Source organism: Vibrio sp. 704, assembly GCF_033339295.1.
Map to the genome: position 1 here is coordinate 64,299 of NZ_JAWOUH010000019.1, position 21,219 is coordinate 85,517.

The 21,219-nt window shown below is 44.9% G+C and carries 25 protein-coding genes and 1 pseudogene; 11 read left to right on the forward strand and 15 right to left on the reverse strand.

Annotation, left to right across the window (positions count from 1 at the left end; all coding sequences use genetic code 11):
• Positions 1 to 270: 270 nt before the first annotated feature.
• Both purN and purM read right to left on the reverse strand, forming a co-directional pair.
• Positions 271 to 927 (reverse strand): phosphoribosylglycinamide formyltransferase, encoded by a 657-nt coding sequence (gene purN / locus R7R24_RS19700; RefSeq protein WP_005394347.1) that lies wholly within the window; start codon positions 925 to 927, stop codon positions 271 to 273.
• Between the two features lie 151 nt (positions 928 to 1,078).
• Positions 1,079 to 2,119: a phosphoribosylformylglycinamidine cyclo-ligase gene (gene purM / locus R7R24_RS19705; protein WP_005389861.1), complete on the reverse strand. Its 1,041-nt coding sequence runs from the start codon at positions 2,117 to 2,119 to the stop codon at positions 1,079 to 1,081.
• A 179-nt stretch (positions 2,120 to 2,298) separates the two neighbouring features.
• Between purM and upp the strand changes: the two genes are divergently transcribed.
• Positions 2,299 to 2,925 carry a uracil phosphoribosyltransferase gene (gene upp, locus R7R24_RS19710; protein WP_005380401.1) on the forward strand — a complete coding sequence of 209 codons (627 nt, stop codon included), beginning with the start codon at positions 2,299 to 2,301 and terminating at the stop codon, positions 2,923 to 2,925.
• 116 nt (positions 2,926 to 3,041) lie between these two features.
• Here upp and R7R24_RS19715 read toward each other — a convergent pair whose 3' ends face one another.
• A complete protein-coding gene (locus R7R24_RS19715) occupies positions 3,042 to 4,295 on the reverse strand; it encodes a uracil-xanthine permease family protein (protein ID WP_005389855.1) in 1,254 nt (417 codons plus the stop codon).
• 365 nt (positions 4,296 to 4,660) lie between these two features.
• Here R7R24_RS19715 and R7R24_RS19720 point away from each other — a divergent pair, with 365 nt between their 5' ends.
• On the forward strand, positions 4,661 to 5,869 hold the full coding sequence (locus R7R24_RS19720) for a DUF2066 domain-containing protein (RefSeq protein ID WP_054577598.1): 1,209 nt from the start codon (positions 4,661 to 4,663) through the stop codon (positions 5,867 to 5,869).
• 140 nt (positions 5,870 to 6,009) lie between these two features.
• Here R7R24_RS19720 and R7R24_RS19725 read toward each other — a convergent pair whose 3' ends face one another.
• The 4 genes from R7R24_RS19725 to R7R24_RS19740 are packed head-to-tail and all read right to left on the reverse strand — an operon-like array spanning position 6,010 to position 8,861.
• Positions 6,010 to 6,450: a DUF2069 domain-containing protein gene (locus R7R24_RS19725; protein ID WP_005380407.1), complete on the reverse strand. Its 441-nt coding sequence runs from the start codon at positions 6,448 to 6,450 to the stop codon at positions 6,010 to 6,012.
• A gap of 22 nt (positions 6,451 to 6,472) precedes the next feature.
• A complete protein-coding gene (gene wrbA / locus R7R24_RS19730; RefSeq protein WP_053304481.1) occupies positions 6,473 to 7,042 on the reverse strand; it encodes an NAD(P)H:quinone oxidoreductase in 570 nt (189 codons plus the stop codon).
• Positions 7,043 to 7,393, reverse strand: a complete 351-nt coding sequence (arsC, locus tag R7R24_RS19735) for an arsenate reductase (glutaredoxin) (protein WP_054577599.1) — start codon at positions 7,391 to 7,393, stop codon at positions 7,043 to 7,045. It abuts the gene before it with no gap.
• 16 nt (positions 7,394 to 7,409) lie between these two features.
• Positions 7,410 to 8,861, reverse strand: coding sequence for a tetratricopeptide repeat protein (locus tag R7R24_RS19740; RefSeq protein ID WP_005394337.1), 1,452 nt, complete (start codon positions 8,859 to 8,861; stop codon positions 7,410 to 7,412).
• 257 nt (positions 8,862 to 9,118) lie between these two features.
• Between R7R24_RS19740 and R7R24_RS19745 the strand changes: the two genes are divergently transcribed.
• Positions 9,119 to 9,355, forward strand: a complete 237-nt coding sequence (locus R7R24_RS19745) for a sulfurtransferase TusA family protein (RefSeq protein WP_005380414.1) — start codon at positions 9,119 to 9,121, stop codon at positions 9,353 to 9,355.
• Between the two features lies 1 nt (position 9,356).
• Complete coding sequence (locus R7R24_RS19750; RefSeq protein ID WP_005389843.1) at positions 9,357 to 10,430, forward strand: AI-2E family transporter; 1,074 nt, start codon at positions 9,357 to 9,359, stop codon at positions 10,428 to 10,430.
• Positions 10,431 to 10,507: 77 nt separating this feature from the next.
• Here the strand turns inward: R7R24_RS19750 and bcp are convergent, their stop codons facing one another.
• Both bcp and R7R24_RS19760 read right to left on the reverse strand, forming a co-directional pair.
• The gene (gene bcp, locus R7R24_RS19755) at positions 10,508 to 10,978 is read right to left on the reverse strand and encodes a thioredoxin-dependent thiol peroxidase (RefSeq protein ID WP_005380418.1); all 471 of its coding nucleotides are present in this window, start codon (positions 10,976 to 10,978) and stop codon (positions 10,508 to 10,510) included.
• Positions 10,979 to 10,994: 16 nt separating this feature from the next.
• Entirely contained in the window at positions 10,995 to 11,537 is a 543-nt protein-coding gene (locus R7R24_RS19760; protein WP_005380420.1) for a glycine cleavage system protein R, read from the reverse strand.
• A 475-nt stretch (positions 11,538 to 12,012) separates the two neighbouring features.
• Between R7R24_RS19760 and dapA the strand changes: the two genes are divergently transcribed.
• Together dapA and bamC are read left to right on the forward strand one after the other, a co-directional pair.
• On the forward strand, positions 12,013 to 12,891 hold the full coding sequence (gene dapA, locus R7R24_RS19765) for a 4-hydroxy-tetrahydrodipicolinate synthase (RefSeq protein ID WP_005380422.1): 879 nt from the start codon (positions 12,013 to 12,015) through the stop codon (positions 12,889 to 12,891).
• Positions 12,892 to 12,972: 81 nt separating this feature from the next.
• Entirely contained in the window at positions 12,973 to 13,992 is a 1,020-nt protein-coding gene (gene bamC, locus R7R24_RS19770; RefSeq protein ID WP_005380424.1) for an outer membrane protein assembly factor BamC, read from the forward strand.
• A 106-nt stretch (positions 13,993 to 14,098) separates the two neighbouring features.
• Here the strand turns inward: bamC and R7R24_RS19775 are convergent, their stop codons facing one another.
• From R7R24_RS19775 to R7R24_RS19790, 4 genes are read right to left on the reverse strand one after another with little or no spacing between them, the layout of a single operon-like run.
• Complete coding sequence (locus R7R24_RS19775) at positions 14,099 to 14,302, reverse strand: DUF2897 family protein (RefSeq protein ID WP_005380425.1); 204 nt, start codon at positions 14,300 to 14,302, stop codon at positions 14,099 to 14,101.
• Entirely contained in the window at positions 14,299 to 14,997 is a 699-nt protein-coding gene (locus tag R7R24_RS19780; RefSeq protein ID WP_054577600.1) for a M15 family metallopeptidase, read from the reverse strand. The genes R7R24_RS19775 and R7R24_RS19780 overlap by 4 nt, the downstream gene beginning before the upstream one ends.
• A 14-nt stretch (positions 14,998 to 15,011) precedes the next feature.
• Positions 15,012 to 16,148: a succinyl-diaminopimelate desuccinylase gene (dapE, locus tag R7R24_RS19785; RefSeq protein WP_054577601.1), complete on the reverse strand. Its 1,137-nt coding sequence runs from the start codon at positions 16,146 to 16,148 to the stop codon at positions 15,012 to 15,014.
• Positions 16,149 to 16,166: 18 nt separating this feature from the next.
• Entirely contained in the window at positions 16,167 to 16,517 is a 351-nt protein-coding gene (locus tag R7R24_RS19790; protein WP_005380431.1) for an ArsC family reductase, read from the reverse strand.
• Between the two features lie 291 nt (positions 16,518 to 16,808).
• On the opposite strand from R7R24_RS19790, the gene R7R24_RS19795 reads away from it, so the two are divergent.
• A complete protein-coding gene (locus tag R7R24_RS19795) occupies positions 16,809 to 17,096 on the forward strand; it encodes a winged helix-turn-helix domain-containing protein (RefSeq protein WP_005380433.1) in 288 nt (95 codons plus the stop codon).
• A gap of 34 nt (positions 17,097 to 17,130) precedes the next feature.
• Here R7R24_RS19795 and R7R24_RS19800 read toward each other — a convergent pair whose 3' ends face one another.
• A complete protein-coding gene (locus tag R7R24_RS19800) occupies positions 17,131 to 17,463 on the reverse strand; it encodes a DUF4156 domain-containing protein (RefSeq protein WP_005380435.1) in 333 nt (110 codons plus the stop codon).
• Between the two features lie 3 nt (positions 17,464 to 17,466).
• Positions 17,467 to 17,820: a DUF2956 domain-containing protein gene (locus R7R24_RS19805; protein ID WP_005380437.1), complete on the reverse strand. Its 354-nt coding sequence runs from the start codon at positions 17,818 to 17,820 to the stop codon at positions 17,467 to 17,469.
• A gap of 144 nt (positions 17,821 to 17,964) precedes the next feature.
• Between R7R24_RS19805 and R7R24_RS19810 the strand changes: the two genes are divergently transcribed.
• From R7R24_RS19810 to R7R24_RS19825, 4 genes and pseudogenes are all read left to right on the forward strand, one after another.
• Positions 17,965 to 18,450, forward strand: coding sequence for a DUF2919 domain-containing protein (locus tag R7R24_RS19810; protein ID WP_025768263.1), 486 nt, complete (start codon positions 17,965 to 17,967; stop codon positions 18,448 to 18,450).
• Between the two features lie 46 nt (positions 18,451 to 18,496).
• Complete coding sequence (locus R7R24_RS19815) at positions 18,497 to 19,399, forward strand: Dyp-type peroxidase (RefSeq protein ID WP_005387715.1); 903 nt, start codon at positions 18,497 to 18,499, stop codon at positions 19,397 to 19,399.
• Between the two features lie 142 nt (positions 19,400 to 19,541).
• Positions 19,542 to 20,681: a flagellin gene (locus R7R24_RS19820; RefSeq protein WP_054577602.1), complete on the forward strand. Its 1,140-nt coding sequence runs from the start codon at positions 19,542 to 19,544 to the stop codon at positions 20,679 to 20,681.
• Positions 20,682 to 20,944: 263 nt separating this feature from the next.
• Positions 20,945 to 21,219: pseudogene (locus R7R24_RS19825) on the forward strand (flagellin); the annotation flags it as partial.

Genomic DNA, 21,219 nt, shown 5'->3' on the forward strand with positions numbered 1-21,219 from the left:
AGTCCTAGTCTCGCTAAGGCTTGCTGTAAAGACGTAACTGATAGAAATTTCTCATAAAACACCTCGTCAGTCTGAACGGTGAAGAACGAACCAGATTCAGAATCTACTTTCCGAGTGTTATGTTACTCAAGTGGTTATGGGATTTTTTAGAATGTTGGGTTTTAGGTTTCTAGTCTCACTACGGCTTTCTTGAATCAAGTTTATAAGTATTAAAACAACCAAGAGCAGCCCTCAGGCTGCTCTTTTGTGCTTGGAGTTTATTATTCAGGGCTACTCATCTGAGGCGTACCCATGTACGCCAAGCTCTGCGCCATCTAAATAGGCTTTACCATCCTTCATGATCAACCGCTCGTCTACCAGCCACTTAGCCACCATAGGGTAGATTCGGTGCTCCTGCGCCTGAACACGTGCCGCAAGTACACTAGCATCATCGTCTTCGAACACAGGAACTTTTGCTTGCAGTATGACAGGGCCACCATCAAGCTCTTCCGTTACAAAGTGCACACTCGTACCATGTTCTTTATCGCCAGCATCAATTGCTCTCTGGTGTGTGTGTAGCCCAGGATATTTTGGTAGAAGAGAAGGGTGGATATTGATCATCTTACCCATGTAATGAGAAACAAATGCGCTGCTCAGAATGCGCATGTAACCAGCAAGAATAATCACGTCTGGTTGGTATTCATCTATTTGACTCATTAGCTCTGCATCAAAGCTTTCACGCGAGCTGAATGCTTTAGGGTCGACAAAGTGACCGTCCACATCAAACTTTTTTGCACGTTCTAAACCAAAAGCATCTGCTTTGTTAGAGAACACGGCTGCCACTCGTGCGTTTGGCATGCTGTCTTCGCAAGCTTCCAAGATAGCTTGCAGGTTACTTCCGTTACCCGAGATGAGGACCACAATGTTTTTTAGGGTATGGTTTTTCATGATGTCGAGAGCGCCTTGGTATTGTAGGTTGGAGTTATGTAGCTTCTAAACTACCTACTAATAGAATGGTTTTTAGTGTTCTAGATAGCAAAATGAGGACCTAGTCATCTAGTGTCCTCATTCTTCTTATCTTTTGAGCTCGATTTGCAAATTATTGGATTTCAACTTGCTCTTCGTTCGCGTCTGCTTGTGCGATTTGACCAATCACCCACGCGTTTTCGCCTTCTTCTTTAAGAAGAGCAACTGCTGCATCTGCCTGGTCTTTCGGTAGTGCGACGATTAGACCTACACCACAGTTGAATGTGCGGTACATTTCGTGTGTGTCGACGTTGCCTTTCTCTTGTAGCCACTTGAAGATAACTGGCCATTCCCAACTGTTACCATCGATAACTGCTTTCGTGCCTTCAGGCAGTACGCGTGGGATGTTTTCCCAGAAACCACCACCAGTGATATGAGAAATCGCATGGATGTCGTGTTTCTCAATCATCTTAAGTGCTGACTTGATGTAAATTTTTGTTGGTTCTAGTAGGTGCTCACCAATAGTGCGGCCTGCTAGCTCTTCGCTCTTATCTGCACCAGATACTTCTAGGATCTTACGGATAAGGGAGTAACCGTTTGAGTGTGGGCCGCTTGAACCAACAGCGATAAGTGCATCACCAGCAGCGACTTTCGTGCCGTCAATCACGTCTTCTTTTTCTACTACGCCAACACAGAAACCAGCTACGTCGTAGTCTTCGCCTTCATACATGCCAGGCATCTCCGCAGTTTCGCCACCAATTAGGGCACAACCTGCTTGAACACACCCTTCTGCGATACCTGAAACAACATCCGCTGCGGTATCAACGTCTAGTTTGCCTGTTGCGTAGTAATCTAGGAAAAACAGTGGCTCTGCGCCTTGCACGATAAGATCATTTACACACATTGCCACTAGGTCGATGCCAATCGTGTCGTGCTTGTTCATATCCAGTGCTAGGCGAAGTTTTGTGCCAACGCCATCAGTACCAGAAACCAGTACAGGTTGTTTGTATTTAGTTGGCAATTCGCATAGCGCGCCAAAACCACCGATACCACCCATAACTTCAGGGCGACGAGTACGTTTTACCGCACCCTTAATACGATCCACAAGCGCGTTGCCTGCATCAATATCTACACCAGCGTCTTTATAGCTAAGAGAAGAGTTGTTACCACTCACAGGGAAGTCCTCGGTATTAAGTTGGATATGAAAACGGCGCTATTCTAACAGTGCTTAAACATAGATAGCAAACGTTTGCGTCTGTTTTTTTCTTTAGTGATTTATCCTGATATCCCTGTGAAAATCATGTATAATCTGAAGGTTTGTTTAAATATTGCCAACTATAGCCGGAGATGGACATGAAAGTTGTTGAAGTAAAGCACCCTCTAGTAAAACATAAAATTGGTCTAATGAGAGAAGGTGACATCAGCACAAAACGTTTTCGTGAGTTAGCGACTGAGGTCGGTAGCCTACTTACTTACGAAGCAACGTCAGACTTTGAAACAGAAAAAGTGACCATTGATGGTTGGAACGGTCCGGTAGAAGTAGACCAGATTAAAGGTAAAAAAGTAACCGTAGTGCCAATCCTACGTGCAGGTCTAGGCATGATGGATGGAGTTCTTGAGCACATGCCAAGCGCACGTATCAGTGTTGTGGGTATTTACCGTGATGAAGAAACGCTTGAGCCAGTTCCTTACTTCAACAAGCTTGCTTCAAACATCGAGGAGCGTATTGCGCTTGTTGTTGACCCAATGCTTGCAACAGGTGGTTCTATGATTGCTACGATCGATCTCCTAAAAGAGAAAGGTTGTAACCAAATCAAAGTGCTGGTACTTGTTGCTGCACCAGAAGGTATTGAAGCGCTAGAAAAAGCACACCCAGATGTTGAGCTATACACTGCGGCAATCGATGAGAAGCTTAATGACAAAGGCTACATCGTTCCGGGTCTAGGCGATGCAGGTGATAAGATCTTCGGTACTAAGTAATTCTTTGATGTATTACTATGACTGAACAGAAAAAGGCTTGGTGAAAACCAAGCCTTTTTTGTATCTACAAGAGGAGAAGAGTAAGACACGCCAACTAATAAAGCGGCGCAAACGAACTATTTCGCGCTTTCTTCTTCCATTTGTGCGTTATCTACAACGTGGTTTTCACCTAAATCGTTTGGTAGCACAAGGTTAAGAATAATTGCCACGATACCGCATAGACTCACACCTTGTAGACTGAACTCACCAATACCGAAGGCCATACCACCAATGCCAAACACAAGGGTTACGGCAACAATCACTAGATTACGAGACTTATGTAAATCAACGTTATTCTTGATCAGTGTGTTGAGGCCTACCGTTGCGATAGAGCCGAACAGCAGAATCATGATACCGCCCATGACAGGTACTGGAATCGTTTGAAGAACCGCACCTAGCTTACCTACCAATGCAAGTACGATTGCGGTGATTGCTGCCCAAGTCATGATCACAGGGTTAAATGCTTTGGTTAGCATTACCGCTCCTGTTACTTCACTGTAAGTGGTGTTTGGTGGAGCACCCACCATCGAAGCTGCGATAGTTGCCACCCCGTCACCTGCGATTGTGCGGTGAAGGCCTGGTTTTTTCAGGTAGTTTTTACCTGTAACGTTTGAGATAGCAAGCATGTCACCTACGTGCTCAACCGCAGGTGCGATAGCGACAGGAATCATGAACAAAATTGCGTTGATATTGAACTCTGGCGCGGTGAAGTTTGGCATGGCTAGCCAAGCCGCTTGTTCTACGGGAGTGAAATCAACCACACCGTAGAATAGAGAAACAGAGTAACCAGCAAGAATACCACCAACAATAGGAACGAGCTTCAAAAAGCCTTTTGCAAAAACGCTGAGTACAATGGTTGTGAGCAGTGAGACCGCCGAGATAATGATCGCAGCATCACCATTAACTAGCTGTGCAGCTCCATCACCAGTTTTACCTACCGCCATGTTCACTGCTGTTGGGGCAAGGCCAAGGCCGATAACCATGATCACAGGGCCAACGACAACGGGCGGGAGAATTTTATGGATAAATCCAACACCACGCACTTTGATCATCGCCCCTAGAGCCACATAAACTAAGCCAGCTGCCATCAAGCCGCCCATCGTTGCACCGATACCCCAAGTTTGGATACCGAACATAATAGGAGCAATAAACGCAAAAGAAGAGGCAAGGAAGATGGGAACAGAACGTTTAGTCATTAATTGGAAGAGGAGGGTACCGACACCGGCACCAAAGAGGGCTACGTTTGGATCAAGGCCAGTTAGGAGCGGCACAAGCACCAAAGCACCAAAAGCGACAAAGAGCATTTGAGCGCCTTGTAACGCGTTTTTCATAATAATTCCCTATTTTCAAGATACGCAGACAAATCCGGCGAATACTATCATCCTGCAATCGTTTGCAATGTTGCATAGATCAAACTTTCGATTGAATTTTTCCCATAAATAGCACTTTTGAGAGTTGCTTTCTTGCAAATTGTCCTCTTTTACGTGTCTTGCGTGAAGATGAAAAATGGACAGCCTAACTTGTTGAGATAGCTTAATAAGCAATGAGTTTATTATAAAAAATAGCACTGAAGTGCTGGTTGAGGCCCGAGTTAACAAAGCTGGTCATAATACAGACAATTTACTCAGTACTTACCTTGCTCAAGATTTGATAGTTGCTTATTATTCGGGTTCTTGTTCAGAGGATTATAAAAACTATGCGCTATTTAGCTCTCTTACTGATAGGTTGGTTGTCCCTACCAGTATATGCATTAACTCAGGTGGATATCTATCGTGCCGAAGTGGTTATCGACAGTGAGCAGAACGACGGTGAGTCTTTGGCTCGTCAACAAGGTATGCAGGATGTGATTGTTCGAGCGACCGGTTCTCAATCCTCTTTAAGCAATCCAGTGATTAAAAAGGCACTTAGCTCAAGTGCGCGTTACATTTCTCAACTAAGCTATGGGCAGGTTGATGGAAAAGCGAGCTTAAAAATGTTGTTTAACAACGACCAAATCAGCTCTCTTTTAACACAAGCACAATTGCCATCTTGGTCGCCAAATCGTGCCAATATTTTAGTTTGGATGGTTGAAGAACAGGGTTACGATCGTAACATTGCGTGGGAACATTCTGAATCTTCAAATGTTGCAGCACTTCGTAGCGCAGCGAAATTAAGAGGCCTACCAATCACTATCCCGGTTGGGGATTTTGATGATGTAACCGGTGTTAATGTCTCTGATCTTTGGGGCGGCTTTATTGAGCCAATTGGTCAAGCCAGCCAGCGCTACCCAGCTGACGCCGTTTTGGTTGTACGGGCTCAAGGTGAACAAATTCGTTGGACACTCTACGACCAGTCGCCAACGAGAATTGTAGAAGCGCAACGTTCTCCGCGTAGCGAGTCTGCATCAGGTGCTAATGCTATTGCAGAAATGGTGGATGGCATCGCAGACTACTATGCAAGTAAGAGTGCAGTTGTGGTTTCAGGAAAGTCTTCAAAAGCGCTAGCAGTGAAAGTCCTTAATGTAACCTCTGCCACGGACTTCTTCCGTTTAGAGAATGCGCTAAAACAACTTAATTCGGTTGCGGGTACAGAGATTAAGCGTGTTCAAGGGGACGAGTTAACGCTCAACATCCACCTTTTGGCATCACAACAAGCTTTTGAGAAAGAAGCTTCTTCTATTTCTCAATTAATGGTTTTTGAAGATCCTTTAGGTGAAGTTGATGCCCCAGCTTCAACTCAAGAAGAAGAGCCATTGGTTCAGAGTAATGAAGCAAAAGACGCCGCGACGCCAAAAGAAGCGCAGCCTGAAGTACCAGTAAATGTTGTGGCAGAAGCAAGTGACGAAACACAACCAACTCAGCCGATGATTGTGGAGCCTGTCCGAGAACAGTATGACTTGATCTACGAGTGGCGCTCGGCATCGTAATCTCCTTGGTAGCGTTCCAGGCGTGAAACGCAAGGATCAAACACCAATGTGGTAAGCATAAAAAAGAGTCGCAATAGCGACTCTTTTTGTTTTCTAAATTCGTATTCGAACCAATGATCAGTGATTGACTGCGATTGGCGTTATTTATTGAATTTCGCTTTTTCTTCTTTTTCTACTTGAGAGAGGCGTTTCAACTTAAGGCCTAGCTCTTTGCCTCTCGCTCTAGCAAACAAAATATTGCCAGCGAAACCGAGTGAAGTCAGTATCAGTTCCACTGCCGCAAGCCAGCGTTCACCCCCATCCACATAGAGGATGGTCAGCGCATGCAAGAAATACAGCATAAGAACAAAGTTAGCCCAAGCATGAGTGTAAGGCTTACCAGCTAAAATACCAGGCAACGGAAGTAGTAGCGGAATACACCAAGCAATAGCAAGTGTTGTGCTGCTGAGGTGAGGGTGAGGGGATAACGCAAGCTGCCAAATAGCGACCCAGGCTAATAAGGCTAAGTTGCCAAATAAAGCCAGGTAACGATAGGTTTTAGCCTGTGTACCGAGTGGTGTTTGGTCTAAAGAGTCAGACATCGATTAACTATCCTTGATTTTACTAACAGACTTTTAGTTTTAACGCTGCAGTTGCCAGCCTTTTGCCTAATTGTTGTGCCAGGCGAATCTCTTCACTGCTTAGGGTTGCCTCATGGCCTACACTGCTGGCGCCATACGGAGTGCCTCCGGACTGCGTAGTGTGTAACTCTGGCTCGGAATAAGGAATGCCCAAAACCATCATCCCATGATGCAATAAAGGGGTCATCATGCTTTGTAACGTTGTTTCTTGACCACCATGCATTGAGGACGAAGAGGTAAAGACACAAGCAGGCTTATCGATTAAGTCACCACTGACCCATAAAGATGTAGTCTGATCCCAGAAGTGCTTTAAAGGCGCAGCCATGTTGCCAAACCAGACGGGACTGCCAAACGCTAGACCGTCGCACGTTTTTAGTTCCTCTAGAGTAACAATTGGATCAGAAGGGGAGTGTGAGTGAGGTGACAGTTCTTCAACTGTACGCAAAATTGCATGGCATTGAGGAGTCGATTCGACTCCTCTTGCTATTTGTCTTGCCAGTTGTTTTGTCGAGCCATGACGGCTGAAATACAAAATAAGGATCTGGCAATCCATTTATAAAATATCCAACACTAGCTCTGGTGGGCGACCAATTTTTGCTTTGCCGTTAGCAACGACTACCGGACGCTCAAACAACTTTGGATTTTTCGCCATTGCTTCGAATAATTGCTCATCGCTGACGGAGTCTTCGCCTAAGCCAAGCTCTTTATATTCACTTTCTTTAGTGCGCATCATTTCACGTACAGATGAAAAGCCAAGCTGGGCGTACAGCGCTTTTAGTTCATCCACGTTAAGTGGTGTGTCTAGGTATTTGACGACTTCCGGTGTAACACCATTTTGCTCAAGCAGTTCAAGTGTTTGACGGCTCTTTGAGCAACGAGGGTTGTGATAAATCACGACTGACATGGTTTTCTCCATTTCGTTATTGTAATGCCATGAATCGATCTCTTTGGATCATGAGTTGGTCGATACGGGCATCGTATCGCGCTTGCTCTAAGCTGCCCAACTTGGCCATTTTACTTGCTTCACTATAATATTGAATCGCTTTATTCCAATTTGCTCGCAATGCCAAAATTTCTGCTCGAGCAGCCAACTCTTCATCGCTACGCCCCAGCGCGTGGTAGCTCTTCGATATTAGGTGCCAGCCATTTGTATCTTCAGGATAGTCATGAGTGTATCTTTGAAGAACTCGCGTGGCTTGATCGTTTTTATTGTCCTCAAGTAGCGCATTGGCGTAGTTAATGGTCAATACTTTATTTTGAGGGTTACGAGATAACGCTTTGCGGAGCATCTCGGTTGCTTTTTCTGGCTGCTTCTTCTCGATGTATAAATCCGTCATAGCGTCCAAGTAAAACGGGTTACTTGGGTCTTGTTCCAGTAACTTTTTCAAAATTGGTTCCGCTTGAGATAAGCGTTTATTGTCTAAATGCACGAGTGCTCGACCATAATCGAAAGCAGGTGTAATGTCCGCAGAGGCTTTCTTTTGGGTTCTCTCAAACCAGCTCAGGGCGGCTTGTCCATCAATGCCAGCGTAACGAGCCACAATGCGCGCGCGAGCTAGATGATAGTCTATTGAAGGCACAACACGCATTGGAGGATAGGTTCTTGCTCGCGCACGGCTATCGGTAATTCGATCTTCAGGCAGAGGGTGAGTCAGGAGCATTGGTGGCGGTTTACTCGCATAACGATACTCATCAGCAAGACGGCCAAAAAACCTTGGCATTGCTTGAACATCAAAACCGGCTTTTGCTAGTGTCGAAATACCAAAGCGATCCGCTTCTTTTTCGTTTGCACGAGTGTAGTTGATTTGACTTTGCATGTTGCCCGCGGTTGCTGCTGTAATTGCAGCCATCCCCGCTTCGGGTGAGGCAATTGAAAGCAGTAGTGCCCCCGCAAGTGCGGCTAATGTGGCCGGAGAGCGGCGTGCTTGTTCTTCCATACTCCGAGCAAGATGACGTTGTGTGACGTGCGCTATCTCGTGAGCGACAACAGAGGCCAGCTCACTTTCTGAACGAGCATGAAGAAACAACCCAGAATGCAGCGCTACATAGCCACCAAAAAACGCGAACGCGTTGATATTACGGTCGCGAATCATAAAGAAGTGGAACGGCGTTTTTACATCATTCGCATTGGCCACTAATTTGTGCCCAAGAGAGTCAATATATTCATTGATGACAGGGTCATTAACGATAGGTTTACTGGCTCTGAGCATACGCATATAGGCGTCGCCATAAATCAACTCTTGGTCTATTGAAAGCGTGCCACCAGCAGCTGTGCCAATGTCTGGCAAGTCAATGCTATTGGCATAAGTTGTCGGCGAACTGATGGCAGCAGCAAGACATAAGCAAACTAGCGAGCGAGTGCGTTTTAACATACGTTTAAAAGGTTCTCCAAAATACATAAGCATGTGGTTACAGGTCGAGAGCCCATTAACAGCGCCACATACGTTTTGGTTATCCGTGAGGATATAAGCTAACAGTAAGACCGGAAATAAATGAATTGGTTTCGTAAATTATTTTATATCCGAGCTATTTCAGCATGTGGTTAAATCATGTCAGAAGTGCTAGCACCAGCTCAAAAAGCCGTTACAATACAACCCTATCATAAGTGCAGAGCAATACAATGGAATCCATGTTACTTGATTTGCGTGAGCAACGTTGTCCTATGGCACTGTTACTTGCAAAGCGTCATGCTGCTGAGGTCTTTCAAGGAGAAGCAAAGCAGTATCATCAACTTGTCATTCAAGTAGTGGACAACAGCTCTAAACGAGACATTGTGAACTATCTTAGTGCCCAAGGGTACTCGGTTGATTGCCAATCTACATCAGAGCACTACACATTGACTGTCTTCAATAAGGAATCCGCATAAGATGTTTGAAATGGTTAGTCGTTGGTATAAACGACGTTTCTCTGACCCTCACGCAGTAAGTCTCGTCGCGATCTTGCTGTTTGGCTTTATCACCATTTACTTCTTTGGACACTTGATTGCGCCATTACTTGTCGCGATCGTTTTGGCTTATCTACTTGAATGGCCAGTTGTCAAAATGTGTCGTATGGGCGTGCCGCGCACTTTGTCGGTTATTATCGTGATCTTGGTCTTTGTCGGGTTAATGTTAATTGCGTTGTTTGGCTTGGTTCCGACGATTTGGACTCAGGTCGGTAATCTAATTAACGATATTCCGAACATGTACAACGGGCTACAAAAGTTTATTGTCACATTGCCAGAGCGCCATCCTGAACTAGCCAATTTAGAAATAGTAGAAACCGTGGTGACGAACGCCAAAAACCAAGCACTGGGGCTGGGTGAAAGTGTCGTCAAAGGGTCGCTTGCTTCATTAGTTAGCATTGCAACGCTAGCGGTATATTTGATCTTAGTGCCACTCCTTATCTTCTTTTTGCTTAAAGACAAAGAAGAAATGCTGCGAATCGCAAGCGGTATTCTGCCGAAAAACCGTAAATTGGCGAATAAAGTTTGGCATGAAATGAACGAGCAGATATCAAATTACATTCGCGGTAAAGTGTTAGAGATTTTAATCGTGGGCGGTGTGAGCTACGTGACTTTTGCCCTTTTAGATCTTCGTTACTCGGCGTTGCTTGCCGTAGCCGTTGGTCTGTCGGTTTTGATTCCTTATATCGGTGCGGCGGCTGTTACTGTACCTGTTGCTATCGTTGGTTTGTTCCAATGGGGTTTAACGCCTCCGTTTTATTGGTTGTTGCTTGCTTACGGTATTATCCAGGCGCTGGATGGTAATGTGTTGGTTCCTGTTCTGTTTTCCGAGGCAGTAAACTTACACCCAGTTGCTATCATTGTGGCTGTATTAGTCTTTGGTGGGCTGTGGGGTTTTTGGGGGGTGTTCTTCGCCATTCCTTTAGCGACATTAGTCAAAGCCGTATGGCATGCATTACCAAGCACGGAAGAAAACGAACCTGTCGAACAAGAGTAGTTGTTACCAAAGGTACGATGGTTAAAAGAAAGCCCAGCAGTTTGCTGGGCTTTTTGTTTGTAGAAAAACAATAGCGTTTAAGCGTTTTCGTTTAAGTAGTTTAATACGACTTCGTGGTGATCTTTGGTTTTGAACTTGTTGAACACATGTTCGATCACGCCTTCTTCATTGATCAGAAAGCTAATGCGGTGAAGACCGTCGTATACTTTGCCCATGAATTTCTTTTCGCCCCAAACTCCGAACTGGTCAGCAACGGCATGGTCTTCATCAGAAAGCAGAGTGAAGTTTAAATCATCGCGCTCGATGAACTTGCCTAGACGCTTTACAGGGTCGATGCTTACGCCGAGTACCACCACGTTATGTGCATCGAGTTCAGCTTTGATGTCACGAAGGCCTTTTGCTTGTGTAGTACAACCCGGCGTCATCGCCTTAGGGTAAAAGTAGAAAAGTACTTTCTTACCTTTAAAGTCTTCAAGAGAAACGGTATTTCCGTCTTGGTCGAGCAAAGAGAAGGCTGGCGCTGGCGAGCCTGCTGTCAGCGTATTCATTTTGATTTCCTTTACTTTATAGTGTGTTTTTAATGAAATTCAGAGAACCTTGTACGTTGAGCGACTTACAAAGTTCATCGAAGTCTTCTTGTAACTGCATCAAATTAAAATCCGCGCTTACAGATGCAGTAATCGCAATGTGAAACTGGTCAGAATCGAGTTGAATTTTCGACTTGCTGATGGTTTGCGCACTAAGAGAGTCTAAACCAATCTGCTGATCAGCGAAGAACTTAGTAAATTTTTCAGTTAACCCAGGGCGGTCTTCAGACTCAATAAACACTTCCATGGTGTAGCTGTTATCGAGCAGTTCGTGCGCCGCTGTGCGTTTCATGATCGTAATAAGGTCATGTTCTTGGCCAAGCAGGGGCAATTGCGTTTCAACTCGAGTCACGCTGCTGGCGTTCCCAGTCAGGAGCATGATCAGCGTAAATTCGCTGCCAAAGATAGCGATACGGCTATCGACTATGTTACAACCAGCTTGAGTAACGAGCTGTACGACTTGGTTACAAATGCCTGGACGGTCCGTTCCAACTGCTGTAAGTACCAGATGTTGCTTCATAAATGAGCTTCTTGTCCTTTCTTCAATAGAGAGATGTTAGCACAGATATTGCGAAGAAATATCGAGCCAGTTCTTTTTTAGTCTATAAAAAGCAGGAGGATGTTGAGGGGAGCGGTGGGAAATAAACAGTAAATGCAGGCTACAGGATAAACAAAACGTTTGCATGATGTGCTTGCCTATTGTCTGGCCGTTTTATTCACTTAGATCTGACTTGGCTAACAAGACCAAAGAGTATATTTTCCTTGCTTGTGCTCTTCAGTATTTTCCAAATCACTGATAGATTCTAAAGTCACTCGAAAGCCCAACACGATTATCAATATTGCCGTTAATCAAACCAAATAGAGCAATTAAGTTGCTAGACCTCTAACAACTGGTAATTATTCATTCATTTGTACTTTGTAAGCGAGTTTACGCTCTTGTGTTTTTCAATCGCATTACAGTACCATGCAGAAAGAGTTAAATGAGGGAGATAAACATGTTTTCAGGAAGTATTGTAGCGCTGATTACGCCATTCAAAGCAGATGGCGAAGTAGACTTTGATGGTCTGCAAAAGCTAGTAGAGTACCACGTTGAAGCGGGTACAGACGGTATTGTGGCAGTAGGCACAACAGGTGAGTCAGCGACACTGACCATTGAAGAGCATGTAAAGGTCGTTAATAAAACTGTTGAGTTTGCCGACGGTCGCATCCCTGTGATTGCTGGCACGGGTGCAAATGCTACCCATGAGGCAGTAACATTTAGCAAATTACTGGCTGATTCTGGTATTGCTGGCTTCCTGAGTGTGACACCGTATTACAACAAACCAACTCAAGAGGGTTTGTTTCTACATTACAAGGCAATTGCCGAAGCGAGTGATGTGCCTCTAATTTTGTACAACGTACCAGGCCGTACTGCTGTTGATATGCAGCCAGAAACAGTGGCGCGCTTGTCAAAGCTTGATAATATCGTGGCTCTAAAAGATGCAACGGGCGATTTGGAACGAATTGCAATTCATCGTGAACTTTGTGGCGAAGATTTTATCTTACTAAGTGGCGATGATGCGACAGGGCTGGATTTTGTGAAACTTGGCGGCAATGGTGTTATCTCAGTAACGAACAATATTGCAGCTAAAGACATGGCAGACATGTTCCATTTGGCAAGTGAAGGTAAGTACGAAGAAGCAGAAGCGATTAACCAACGCTTGATGACTCTACACAAAAACCTTTTCATCGAAGCAAGCCCTATCCCAGTAAAATGGGCAGCGCAAAAGCTTGGTTTGATTGAAGAAGGTGGTTTGCGTCTTCCTTTAACTACGCTTTCTGAAAAATCGCAGCCGATCGTCGAGCAGGCGCTAACAGACGCCCATATTTATTAAGATTGAGCTATTAAGATTGAGTTACTAGGATTGAAGTTCATACTGGGGGCCAAAGCGCCCCTCGGTGTTTTAGGAGTATAGATGAAGCTTTCAAGCCAGTTAGTGTTAAGTTCATTAGCTGTATTCGTATTGACTGCCTGTTCAGGTGGTGCCAATCAACGTCGTCAAGCAAAAGATGACTTCGAGTATTTGAACTCCCCAAATTTGGGTGAGTGGAATGTCCCACAGGGTGCACAGCCTCAGTTTTACCCTAACTACGAGATCCCTCAGGGTAACTACGCTGGTGGTGTCGGTAAAGATGTCGACATTCGTCCACCTCAACAAGTCCTAGAGCTTATTCCCGGTGCACGTTTGGACCGCAGTAGTGATGGTGAAGTGACACTTTGGCTACTTCGTAAAGATGAACTAGATAAAGTTTGGCAAACGGTGCAAAACATGGTCGCGGCTAACGAGATTCCAGTTGAAAGCCAAACAGACTCTCGCATCGAGACAGGATGGGTGACTTGGGATTCGCCAGATGAAGAGCTAGAAATTGGCAGCCGATATGAAATCGTACGCGCTGAAGCAAATGGTCGACACGGCTTTAAGGTGAGCCTTATTGACTGGCGTGAAGGCAATCAAGTGAAAGAAGTAACGGCGACCAACCGTGAGCGCTACAATGTGTTCATGACGAACTTGGTCACCGCTCGCTACGATCAAGAAGTGCGTGAAGAAGCACAGCGTAAAGCGCAAGAGTTGGTTAAACAGATCCCAATCACAATGGGTAAAGACCGCAGCGGACTTCCTGTGATTATCGCGCGTGCGCAATACAACATGCTTTGGCAACGTCTGCCTAATATTCTACCTAAGATGGGCTTTAAGATTGAAGAGCGTAGCCAGTCTCAGGGCACAATCACTGCGAAATATGCGTCTCCGGATGATGAATTCTGGAACGATATCGGCGTTAAACCAGTGGAGTTAGCCGCTGGTAAGTACACATTCTTACTTGGTGATTTAGGCAACCGTACGTCTATCAATATCACCGACTCCTCTGGCAAGCCAGTAGAAGAAGAGTTTTTGAAATCACTAGCGCCTGTATTGGCTGCAACAGTGAAGCAGTAAACAAAGCGAGCTTAACGCGGCGTGTTTACTTAATGATAGAAAAGGGACCTAGTGGTCCCTTTTTTGATGTTTAGATTAAATGTGTCGAGATGAAGCTGGTGAGTAACTAACGAGGCTCGTTTTTGTTTTTATCTTCTTCAGCGTAGCGCTGTTTATCCAATGTGTTCAGCTTATCTAAATCGTTCTTACGGCTTTTATCCATCTGACCAAACTTCATTTTTGCGGTATATTTGAGTGCGGCAATATTACCAATGACCACGCTCAACACTACAATAATAATGACCCAAGGATTGGTTAGTATTTCTATCATAGAGCCTCCGGCGGCGTGATATTGTGAATAAATTTGGCAACGACGTTATCCAAATTATTCAGTATGACGTCAATCCCTGCAATGTTGTCGGTCTGATTTTGTTTAATCAACTGGCTTCTGAGTACATCAAGCGTCAACTGCTCGAGGCATTGCTGCCCGACAGCGCGGTGACTAATGTGCCAAGGCTCAATCGAAACGCCACCTAAATCATGCTGATAAGGGAAGAAGAAACCGAACCGACCAAGGTTGGCTTTTAACCATTGGTAGAACGCCTGCTGGTGGCCTTCAAGATACTCCCAAGGTTCCAACTTGAGTTTGGTGTCAGCAGGCAATAAATTGCGCGCATAGACATCAAAATCACAACCCCAATGATGACGACTTCCTCCGGGCAATGCCGACCAGCGCAAAATGGCCATCAATTTCTCTTCGTCATTTAACTCTGCTTTATTCAAAGGGCGGGAGTTGATGTCGAGAATTGGCAACTCACCAGAAAACTTCCCGTTCCAGATGGATTTTTGGCGATTAAAGTCACGAAAACCACTGGCGATTTCCATTTTGAAACCTGCTTCGGTTGCGGCATTAATCATCTTCAATAAGTCATTGACTACTTTAGGGTGAAGCATAAATGCCTTTTGCCCCACTAGTGTGGATTGAAGATGGGAATCAGTGATTCCGGTGAGTTGCTCTGATGTCATTGTGTTCTCGCTGATTACTTCGCTAATAGGTGTTTCAACGTGTTTTCGTACATGTCCGTCAACTTTTCAAGATCGTCGACTTTCACACACTCGTTCACTTTATGAATCGTAGCGTTAACAGGGCCTAACTCTACGACTTGACCTCCCATTCGAGCAATAAAACGACCATCAGACGTACCGCCAGTTGTAAGTAGCTCTGGCTTCGTATCATTGACTTCGGCCACAGCAGCTACAACCGCGTCTAGCAGTGCGCCCGTATCGGTCAGGAATGGGTCACCGTTGAATGTCCATTTTAGGTCGTAGTCCAGCTCATGCTTGTCCAATGTTTCGGTAACACGCTGAACAATTGCGTCATTGTTAAGCTCAGTACTAAAACGTAGGTTGAACTGAACATGGAACTCGCCAGGAATAACATTAGACGCACCAGTGCCAGCCGATACATTCGGGATCTGGAAACTAGTCGGTGGGAAGTAATCATTCCCTTTGTCCCATTCTGTCGTCGCGAGTTCATGAATCGCGAGTAGAGACTCGTGCACTGGATTGCTGGCTAGGTGAGGGTAGGCCACGTGACCTTGTGTTCCTTTTACCGTTAAATCACCAGTGATAGATCCACGGCGTCCATTTTTCACTACATCGCCAACCACGTCGGTGCTGGATGGTTCACCAACAATACACATATCGATGTTCTCACCACGTTCCATCAACGTTTCTACAACGCGAACGGTACCATTGATAAATGGCCCTTCTTCATCTGACGTAATCAAAAAGCCAATTGAGCCTTTGTGGTCTGGGTTTTCTTCAATGAAGCGTTCGACAGCAACGACCATAGAAGCTAGCGACCCTTTCATGTCAGCTGCGCCGCGGCCATGCAAGTAACCATCAATAATGGTCGGTTCAAACGGATGTGTATTCCAGTGTTCCAATTTGCCAGCTGGTACCACATCGGTGTGGCCAGCAAACGCAAATAGCGGCGCTTCTGAACCACGTCGAGCCCAGAAGTTCGTGGTGTCTTCAAATACCATCACTTCAATTTCAAACCCGAGTGCTTTTAAGCGCTCGATCATCAAATCCTGACAACCTGCGTCTTCCGGCGTTACGGACTGTCTACTGATCAGATCTTTAGCAAGTGCCAATACTGGACTGTCTGTCATCCTTGAGTATTCCTTTATTTAAGAGTTGAAAATGCTAGCGTATTGATCAGCTTTAAAACCGATATGAAGTTGATCATTCACTTTTAAAATTGGGCGTTTAATCATCGCAGGGTTTTCTACCAAAAGAGCGATGGCGTTTTCCTCGTTAAGTGTGTCTTTCTGCTCTTGCGCTAATTGGCGGTAGGTTGTGCCACGTTTATTGAGCACCTGTTCCCAACCTAAAGCGCGACAAAATTCACTTACCATTTCTGCATCAATGCCTTGCTTACGGTAGTCATGGAAGTCGTAAGCAATATCCTCGGCTTCTAACCATTTCTTGGCTTTTTTGATCGTATCGCAGTTGGGAATACCAAACATGGTAATCGACATAGTGTTTCCTTTTTCTTTGTTCTATTTTTCACTGGCGCGGTTAAGACGCACTTAAGTGATTTGGGCTGTTAAAGCATCCTATCAAGAAGCAATCAAACTGACAAAATGCGGTGGAAAATATTTTCAGATAGATTGAGATAACTAATGTCACATAACTTATTTACGATGAATGCGCTGTAAATCGAATAAAAATTCGTCTAAATCAAATGGAAAAGTCGAGTTATTGATCAAACGCAACACCTCGCTGAGCAAAAACGAAATAATGAATCAGCACAATTTTAGGAGGTGTCAATGGAATTGAGTCCTGTTTTTGCAAGGCGGCTATATTTGGCCTTGTTGGTGGAAAACCTAGAAAGGCCGAATGTGCCAAAGTTGATCGAAAAAACGGGGTGGCCTCGTCGTACTATTCAAGATGTACTCAAGGCGTTACCTGGGATCGGCATTGAACTCATATTCGTTCAAGATGGCCGACGTCATAATGACGGCTATTATCAACTTTCAGATTGGGGGCCTTTTGATAGCCAATGGGTTCTAGAGCGGGAGAGAGATATCGCTAGCAGTCTTGGATTTCGTGCATAAGCCAGCAATTGCTGGCTTTTTTCATATTCAGGCCTCATCCATTGCAGCGGTAGGCGGAACCCAGCACGCTAAATGAAGTGATAAAATCTTGTGGGGAAACCATAAAAACGGTGTCCGCATCGATAGCCGCTGCATTGTTTTTTAAATCGTTCATCGCGCCTTGCATCATCGCGTCATTAGTCATGAAAATGTAGTTATACCAATGGCCTTCACTTCCGGTGACTTCGCCTTTGTATTCGCATCGCTCAGGGTCGAATTGCGCGTCAATGCGAATATGAACATCTTGACTTTGAGCATGAGTAAGGTGAGAAGGCATCGTGCAACCCGTTAGAAGCACGACAAAAAGTCCAAGTAACAGGCGTTTCATTAGCTATTTCCCCAATACTATGTAAGCAGCAAAGCCAATCCAGCTCAGGACAAGTAGTGTCCAAGGCAGTTTGCTTGATGAATGGTTTGGCGCATCGTCGGTGATATTGTCTTGTTCGATAATCTCTTCATGCTGACGTTGTTTTTCACGTTGCTGTTTTTTCTTCGCTTTATCGGCTTGGCGGTTGCGCTCTTTTTGTTGTTTCTTATATTGCGCGATGCCTTTTTCGATACCTTGAGCGATGAGCTTGGTTTGCTCTTTGGTTTGCCCCGGTTTCTGCGTGGATTTGGCAATTCTCATCGCTTCGGCTTGAGTTTCTTGAGAAGGCACAGGGGTGGCAGGAGTTCTTTTTTTCATGTTTCTCATCAACGTCGCTGTAAATCTTTGTTTAGTTTACCTGTGTAAGGTGCTGAAATGAACTTCAGTTCTCATCTTTGTTGGCTTGCAACTCTGAAACGATAGGTTAAAGTGACGTTTTTATCACATAAAGAAGAAGATGTTGTGCGCTATTCGTTTGACCAATATGACGCCCATGGATTTTTAAAGGCGCCGATCATTTTATGGGTGGGATGGATGTTTCTTGTGCGTTCATGGGTGGTGTTTGCCATGGCTGGTGTAAGTCGTGATAGTGGCAGTAAGCTACTCGCTATTGTTTACCCAGATTCAAGTACGTTGTATTTAGGTTTGGCGATGGGCATTCCAAGTTTGCTTCTTATGTGGTTAATGGGGCTTCGTCATCCCGACAGAGGATGGGTAAACAGAATTACTCGCTATGGTCGCGAGATCACTTTGATCTTGTGCGGTATTCAACTTGCTCAAACCATGTATCATGTGTACCTAGAACATGGAGTGTTTAATTGGGCAAACGCCCTTACCATTACCTTATTAGCTTGGTTTATGATCTATCTTCTAAATGGAAGATGGGTAAAAGACTGTTTTCATGTGCCACAATTGGCGCACGATGAACAGCAGCATTCAAAGAATTAAAAACAATAACTTCCCACTCTGGGGCAAAGTAATAGAGGAAACCTCAATGTCACAAGCTCAAACGGCGATCGTGCCAGAAGCCGGGCCATTTGCACTGTACACTCAACTCAAAGTGAACCAAAACCGTGAAAACGTATTAGAAAAACTGAAAGCACTGCCAAAGTTGGTGGAAGAGTTAAACATTACCCAGCCGGGTGCAGCGCTGACGCTTTCTATCGCATTCACAAAATCGTTTTGGGAACACCTTAATGTAGACGCGCCAGAAGAGCTTATTGATTTTACTCAACTTGGCGAAGGTGACATCGTTGCTCCAGCAACAGACGTAGATGTACTGATTCACTGTCACTCGACTCGTCACGACTTGCATTTTTACGTGTTGCGTAAGTTCCTAGAAGAGACGGCACAAGATGTCACCATTGTGGACGAAACATATGGGTACCGTTACCTTGATGCTCGTGATATGACAGACTTCATTGATGGTACAGAAAACCCGAAAGGGGAGGCTCGCGCTGATGTGGCTCTAGTAAAAGAGGGCCCATTTGCTGGAGGCAGTTATGTTATGGCTCAGCGCTTTGAACATAACCTTGCCGCTTGGAATCGATTGAATGTCAAAGCGCAAGAAAAAGTGATTGGTCGTACCAAGCCAGACTCTATCGAGCTAGAAGACGTTCCTGCTGCATCACACGTTGGTCGAGTTGATATCAAAGAAGAAGGTAAAGGTTTGAAGATTGTTCGCCACAGCTTACCATACGGGACGGTGACAGGGCCTCATGGCCTGCTGTTTATTTCTTACTGCAATACACTTCATAACATTAAAGTGATGCTAGAAAGTATGTACGGCGTGACAGATGGTAAAACAGACCAAATGCTTCGTTTCACAACAGCGGTAACTGGTGCGTACTTCTTCGCTCCTTCGCAAGAAATGCTCGCGGAGCTAGCCATCAAGTAAGTTCTCAGACTTCATTTCTTAAGCCCTCCAATGGAGGGCTTTTGTTTTCTATTTCTATTCCAATCTCTTTTCAAAAAACACTAAACTTTTCTGTTACTTGGTCGATAAGTACTCAAAGCCTTAATTTTAGGACTCTTTATTCGTGGCGATCACCGTTAATACCAATGTTGCAGCACTTGTCGCACAGCGTCATTTGACCAGTGCAACTGACATGCTGAACCAATCCATGGAGCGTTTGTCTTCAGGGAAACGTATTAACAGCGCAAAAGATGACGCGGCGGGTCTGCAAATCTCCAACCGTCTGCAATCGCAAATGCGTGGTTTGGATGTCGCGGTACGTAACGCGAATGACGGCATTTCCATCATGCAAACTGCGGAAGGCGCGATGAATGAGGTGACCAATATCATGCAACGTATGCGTGATTTGTCGCTACAGTCAGCCAATGGTTCAAACAGCAAAGCGGAGCGCACTGCACTGCAAGAAGAAGTTTCTGCTTTAAATGATGAGTTAAGTCGTATTGCAGACACGACCTCCTTTGGCGGACGTAAATTGCTGAATGGCACATTCGGTACATCGTCTTTTCAAATCGGTACAACGGCTGGTGAAGCGGTACAAATTGGCCTGCGGACCATGCAGCCGGAATCTTTAGGTAGCTTTTCAATGAGCTCATATCAAAGAGTCAGTTCAGATTGGACGGTTCAAAACGGAAATAATGAAATTGTTATCAGCTACCGTGATAACAATTTTGAAGAGCAGGAGATCCGTATTGAAGCTAAAGCTGGCGACGATATAGAAGAACTCGCGACTTACATTAACGGGCAGACCGATAAAGTGAAAGCGTCTGTTAATGAAGAGGGGCAACTGCAGTTACTCATGTCCCACAAGGACGCCATAAAATACCCTGGACCAACCTTCAGTGGTGGCCTGGCTGATGAGTTAGAACTTGGCAAGTATGCCACCGTAAATAGAACGATAGATAGTATTGATATTAGCACGGTCGGTGGCGCTCAGATGGCGGTCGGCATTTTAGATGATGCTTTGAAAACGGTAGATGGCAGTCGTGCGGAGTTAGGCGCGTATCAAAACCGCTTTAATCACGCGATCAATAATCTCGATAACATCCACGAAAACTTAGCCGCTTCCAACAGTCGTATCCAAGACACTGACTATGCCAAAGAAACTACGCAAATGGTGAAGCAACAGATTTTACAACAGGTCAGTACTTCTATTCTGGCGCAAGCAAAACAAGCGCCAAACCTAGCATTGACCTTGCTTGGCTGATGAACGGCCTTGCCCGAATTTAACGCAAAACCTGCCTGTATCGACAATTCGAAAAGAAGCTTTAGCGAAAAATGAAAGTTTTTTTGCTTTTTTATCCGCTTTGTCACGATTACCCCTCCAAACGAATTATTTTCAAAAAAATCTAAAATTTTCTCTAAAGAAAACAGGGTATGCGCCGTTAATAAAAGTAACTTTGAGAGAACTACTTGGTTTTCCGAGACGTCGGAAACCGCTACACCGGAAAATCAATTGGAGAAATCACCATGGCAGTGAATGTAAACACTAACGTATCAGCGATGACCGCTCAGCGTTACCTAAACAACGCAAACTCAGCTCAACAAACTTCTATGGAGCGTTTGTCTTCGGGTTTCAAAATCAACAGCGCAAAAGATGACGCTGCGGGTCTACAAATCTCGAACCGTTTGAACGTACAAAGCCGTGGTTTGGATGTAGCGGTTCGCAACGCGAACGACGGTATCTCGATTGCACAAACTGCTGAAGGTGCAATGAACGAGACCACTAACATTCTTCAACGTAT

What these genes read in the sequence shown, in the direction of transcription:
- purN (WP_005394347.1), bottom strand. Translation starts at nt 927, where the DNA reads ATGAAAAACCATACCCTAAAAAACATTGTGGTCCTCATCTCGGGTAAC.
- upp (WP_005380401.1), top strand. Translation starts at nt 2,299, where the DNA reads ATGAAAGTTGTTGAAGTAAAGCACCCTCTAGTAAAACATAAAATTGGT.
- R7R24_RS19715 (WP_005389855.1), bottom strand. Translation starts at nt 4,295, where the DNA reads ATGAAAAACGCGTTACAAGGCGCTCAAATGCTCTTTGTCGCTTTTGGT.
- R7R24_RS19720 (WP_054577598.1), top strand. Translation starts at nt 4,661, where the DNA reads ATGCGCTATTTAGCTCTCTTACTGATAGGTTGGTTGTCCCTACCAGTA.
- R7R24_RS19725 (WP_005380407.1), bottom strand. Translation starts at nt 6,450, where the DNA reads ATGTCTGACTCTTTAGACCAAACACCACTCGGTACACAGGCTAAAACC.
- wrbA (WP_053304481.1), bottom strand. Translation starts at nt 7,042, where the DNA reads ATGGATTGCCAGATCCTTATTTTGTATTTCAGCCGTCATGGCTCGACA.
- arsC (WP_054577599.1), bottom strand. Translation starts at nt 7,393, where the DNA reads ATGTCAGTCGTGATTTATCACAACCCTCGTTGCTCAAAGAGCCGTCAA.
- R7R24_RS19740 (WP_005394337.1), bottom strand. Translation starts at nt 8,861, where the DNA reads ATGTTAAAACGCACTCGCTCGCTAGTTTGCTTATGTCTTGCTGCTGCC.
- R7R24_RS19745 (WP_005380414.1), top strand. Translation starts at nt 9,119, where the DNA reads ATGTTACTTGATTTGCGTGAGCAACGTTGTCCTATGGCACTGTTACTT.
- R7R24_RS19750 (WP_005389843.1), top strand. Translation starts at nt 9,357, where the DNA reads ATGTTTGAAATGGTTAGTCGTTGGTATAAACGACGTTTCTCTGACCCT.
- bcp (WP_005380418.1), bottom strand. Translation starts at nt 10,978, where the DNA reads ATGAATACGCTGACAGCAGGCTCGCCAGCGCCAGCCTTCTCTTTGCTC.
- R7R24_RS19760 (WP_005380420.1), bottom strand. Translation starts at nt 11,537, where the DNA reads ATGAAGCAACATCTGGTACTTACAGCAGTTGGAACGGACCGTCCAGGC.
- dapA (WP_005380422.1), top strand. Translation starts at nt 12,013, where the DNA reads ATGTTTTCAGGAAGTATTGTAGCGCTGATTACGCCATTCAAAGCAGAT.
- bamC (WP_005380424.1), top strand. Translation starts at nt 12,973, where the DNA reads ATGAAGCTTTCAAGCCAGTTAGTGTTAAGTTCATTAGCTGTATTCGTA.
- R7R24_RS19775 (WP_005380425.1), bottom strand. Translation starts at nt 14,302, where the DNA reads ATGATAGAAATACTAACCAATCCTTGGGTCATTATTATTGTAGTGTTG.
- R7R24_RS19780 (WP_054577600.1), bottom strand. Translation starts at nt 14,997, where the DNA reads ATGACATCAGAGCAACTCACCGGAATCACTGATTCCCATCTTCAATCC.
- dapE (WP_054577601.1), bottom strand. Translation starts at nt 16,148, where the DNA reads ATGACAGACAGTCCAGTATTGGCACTTGCTAAAGATCTGATCAGTAGA.
- R7R24_RS19790 (WP_005380431.1), bottom strand. Translation starts at nt 16,517, where the DNA reads ATGTCGATTACCATGTTTGGTATTCCCAACTGCGATACGATCAAAAAA.
- R7R24_RS19795 (WP_005380433.1), top strand. Translation starts at nt 16,809, where the DNA reads ATGGAATTGAGTCCTGTTTTTGCAAGGCGGCTATATTTGGCCTTGTTG.
- R7R24_RS19800 (WP_005380435.1), bottom strand. Translation starts at nt 17,463, where the DNA reads ATGAAACGCCTGTTACTTGGACTTTTTGTCGTGCTTCTAACGGGTTGC.
- R7R24_RS19805 (WP_005380437.1), bottom strand. Translation starts at nt 17,820, where the DNA reads ATGAAAAAAAGAACTCCTGCCACCCCTGTGCCTTCTCAAGAAACTCAA.
- R7R24_RS19815 (WP_005387715.1), top strand. Translation starts at nt 18,497, where the DNA reads ATGTCACAAGCTCAAACGGCGATCGTGCCAGAAGCCGGGCCATTTGCA.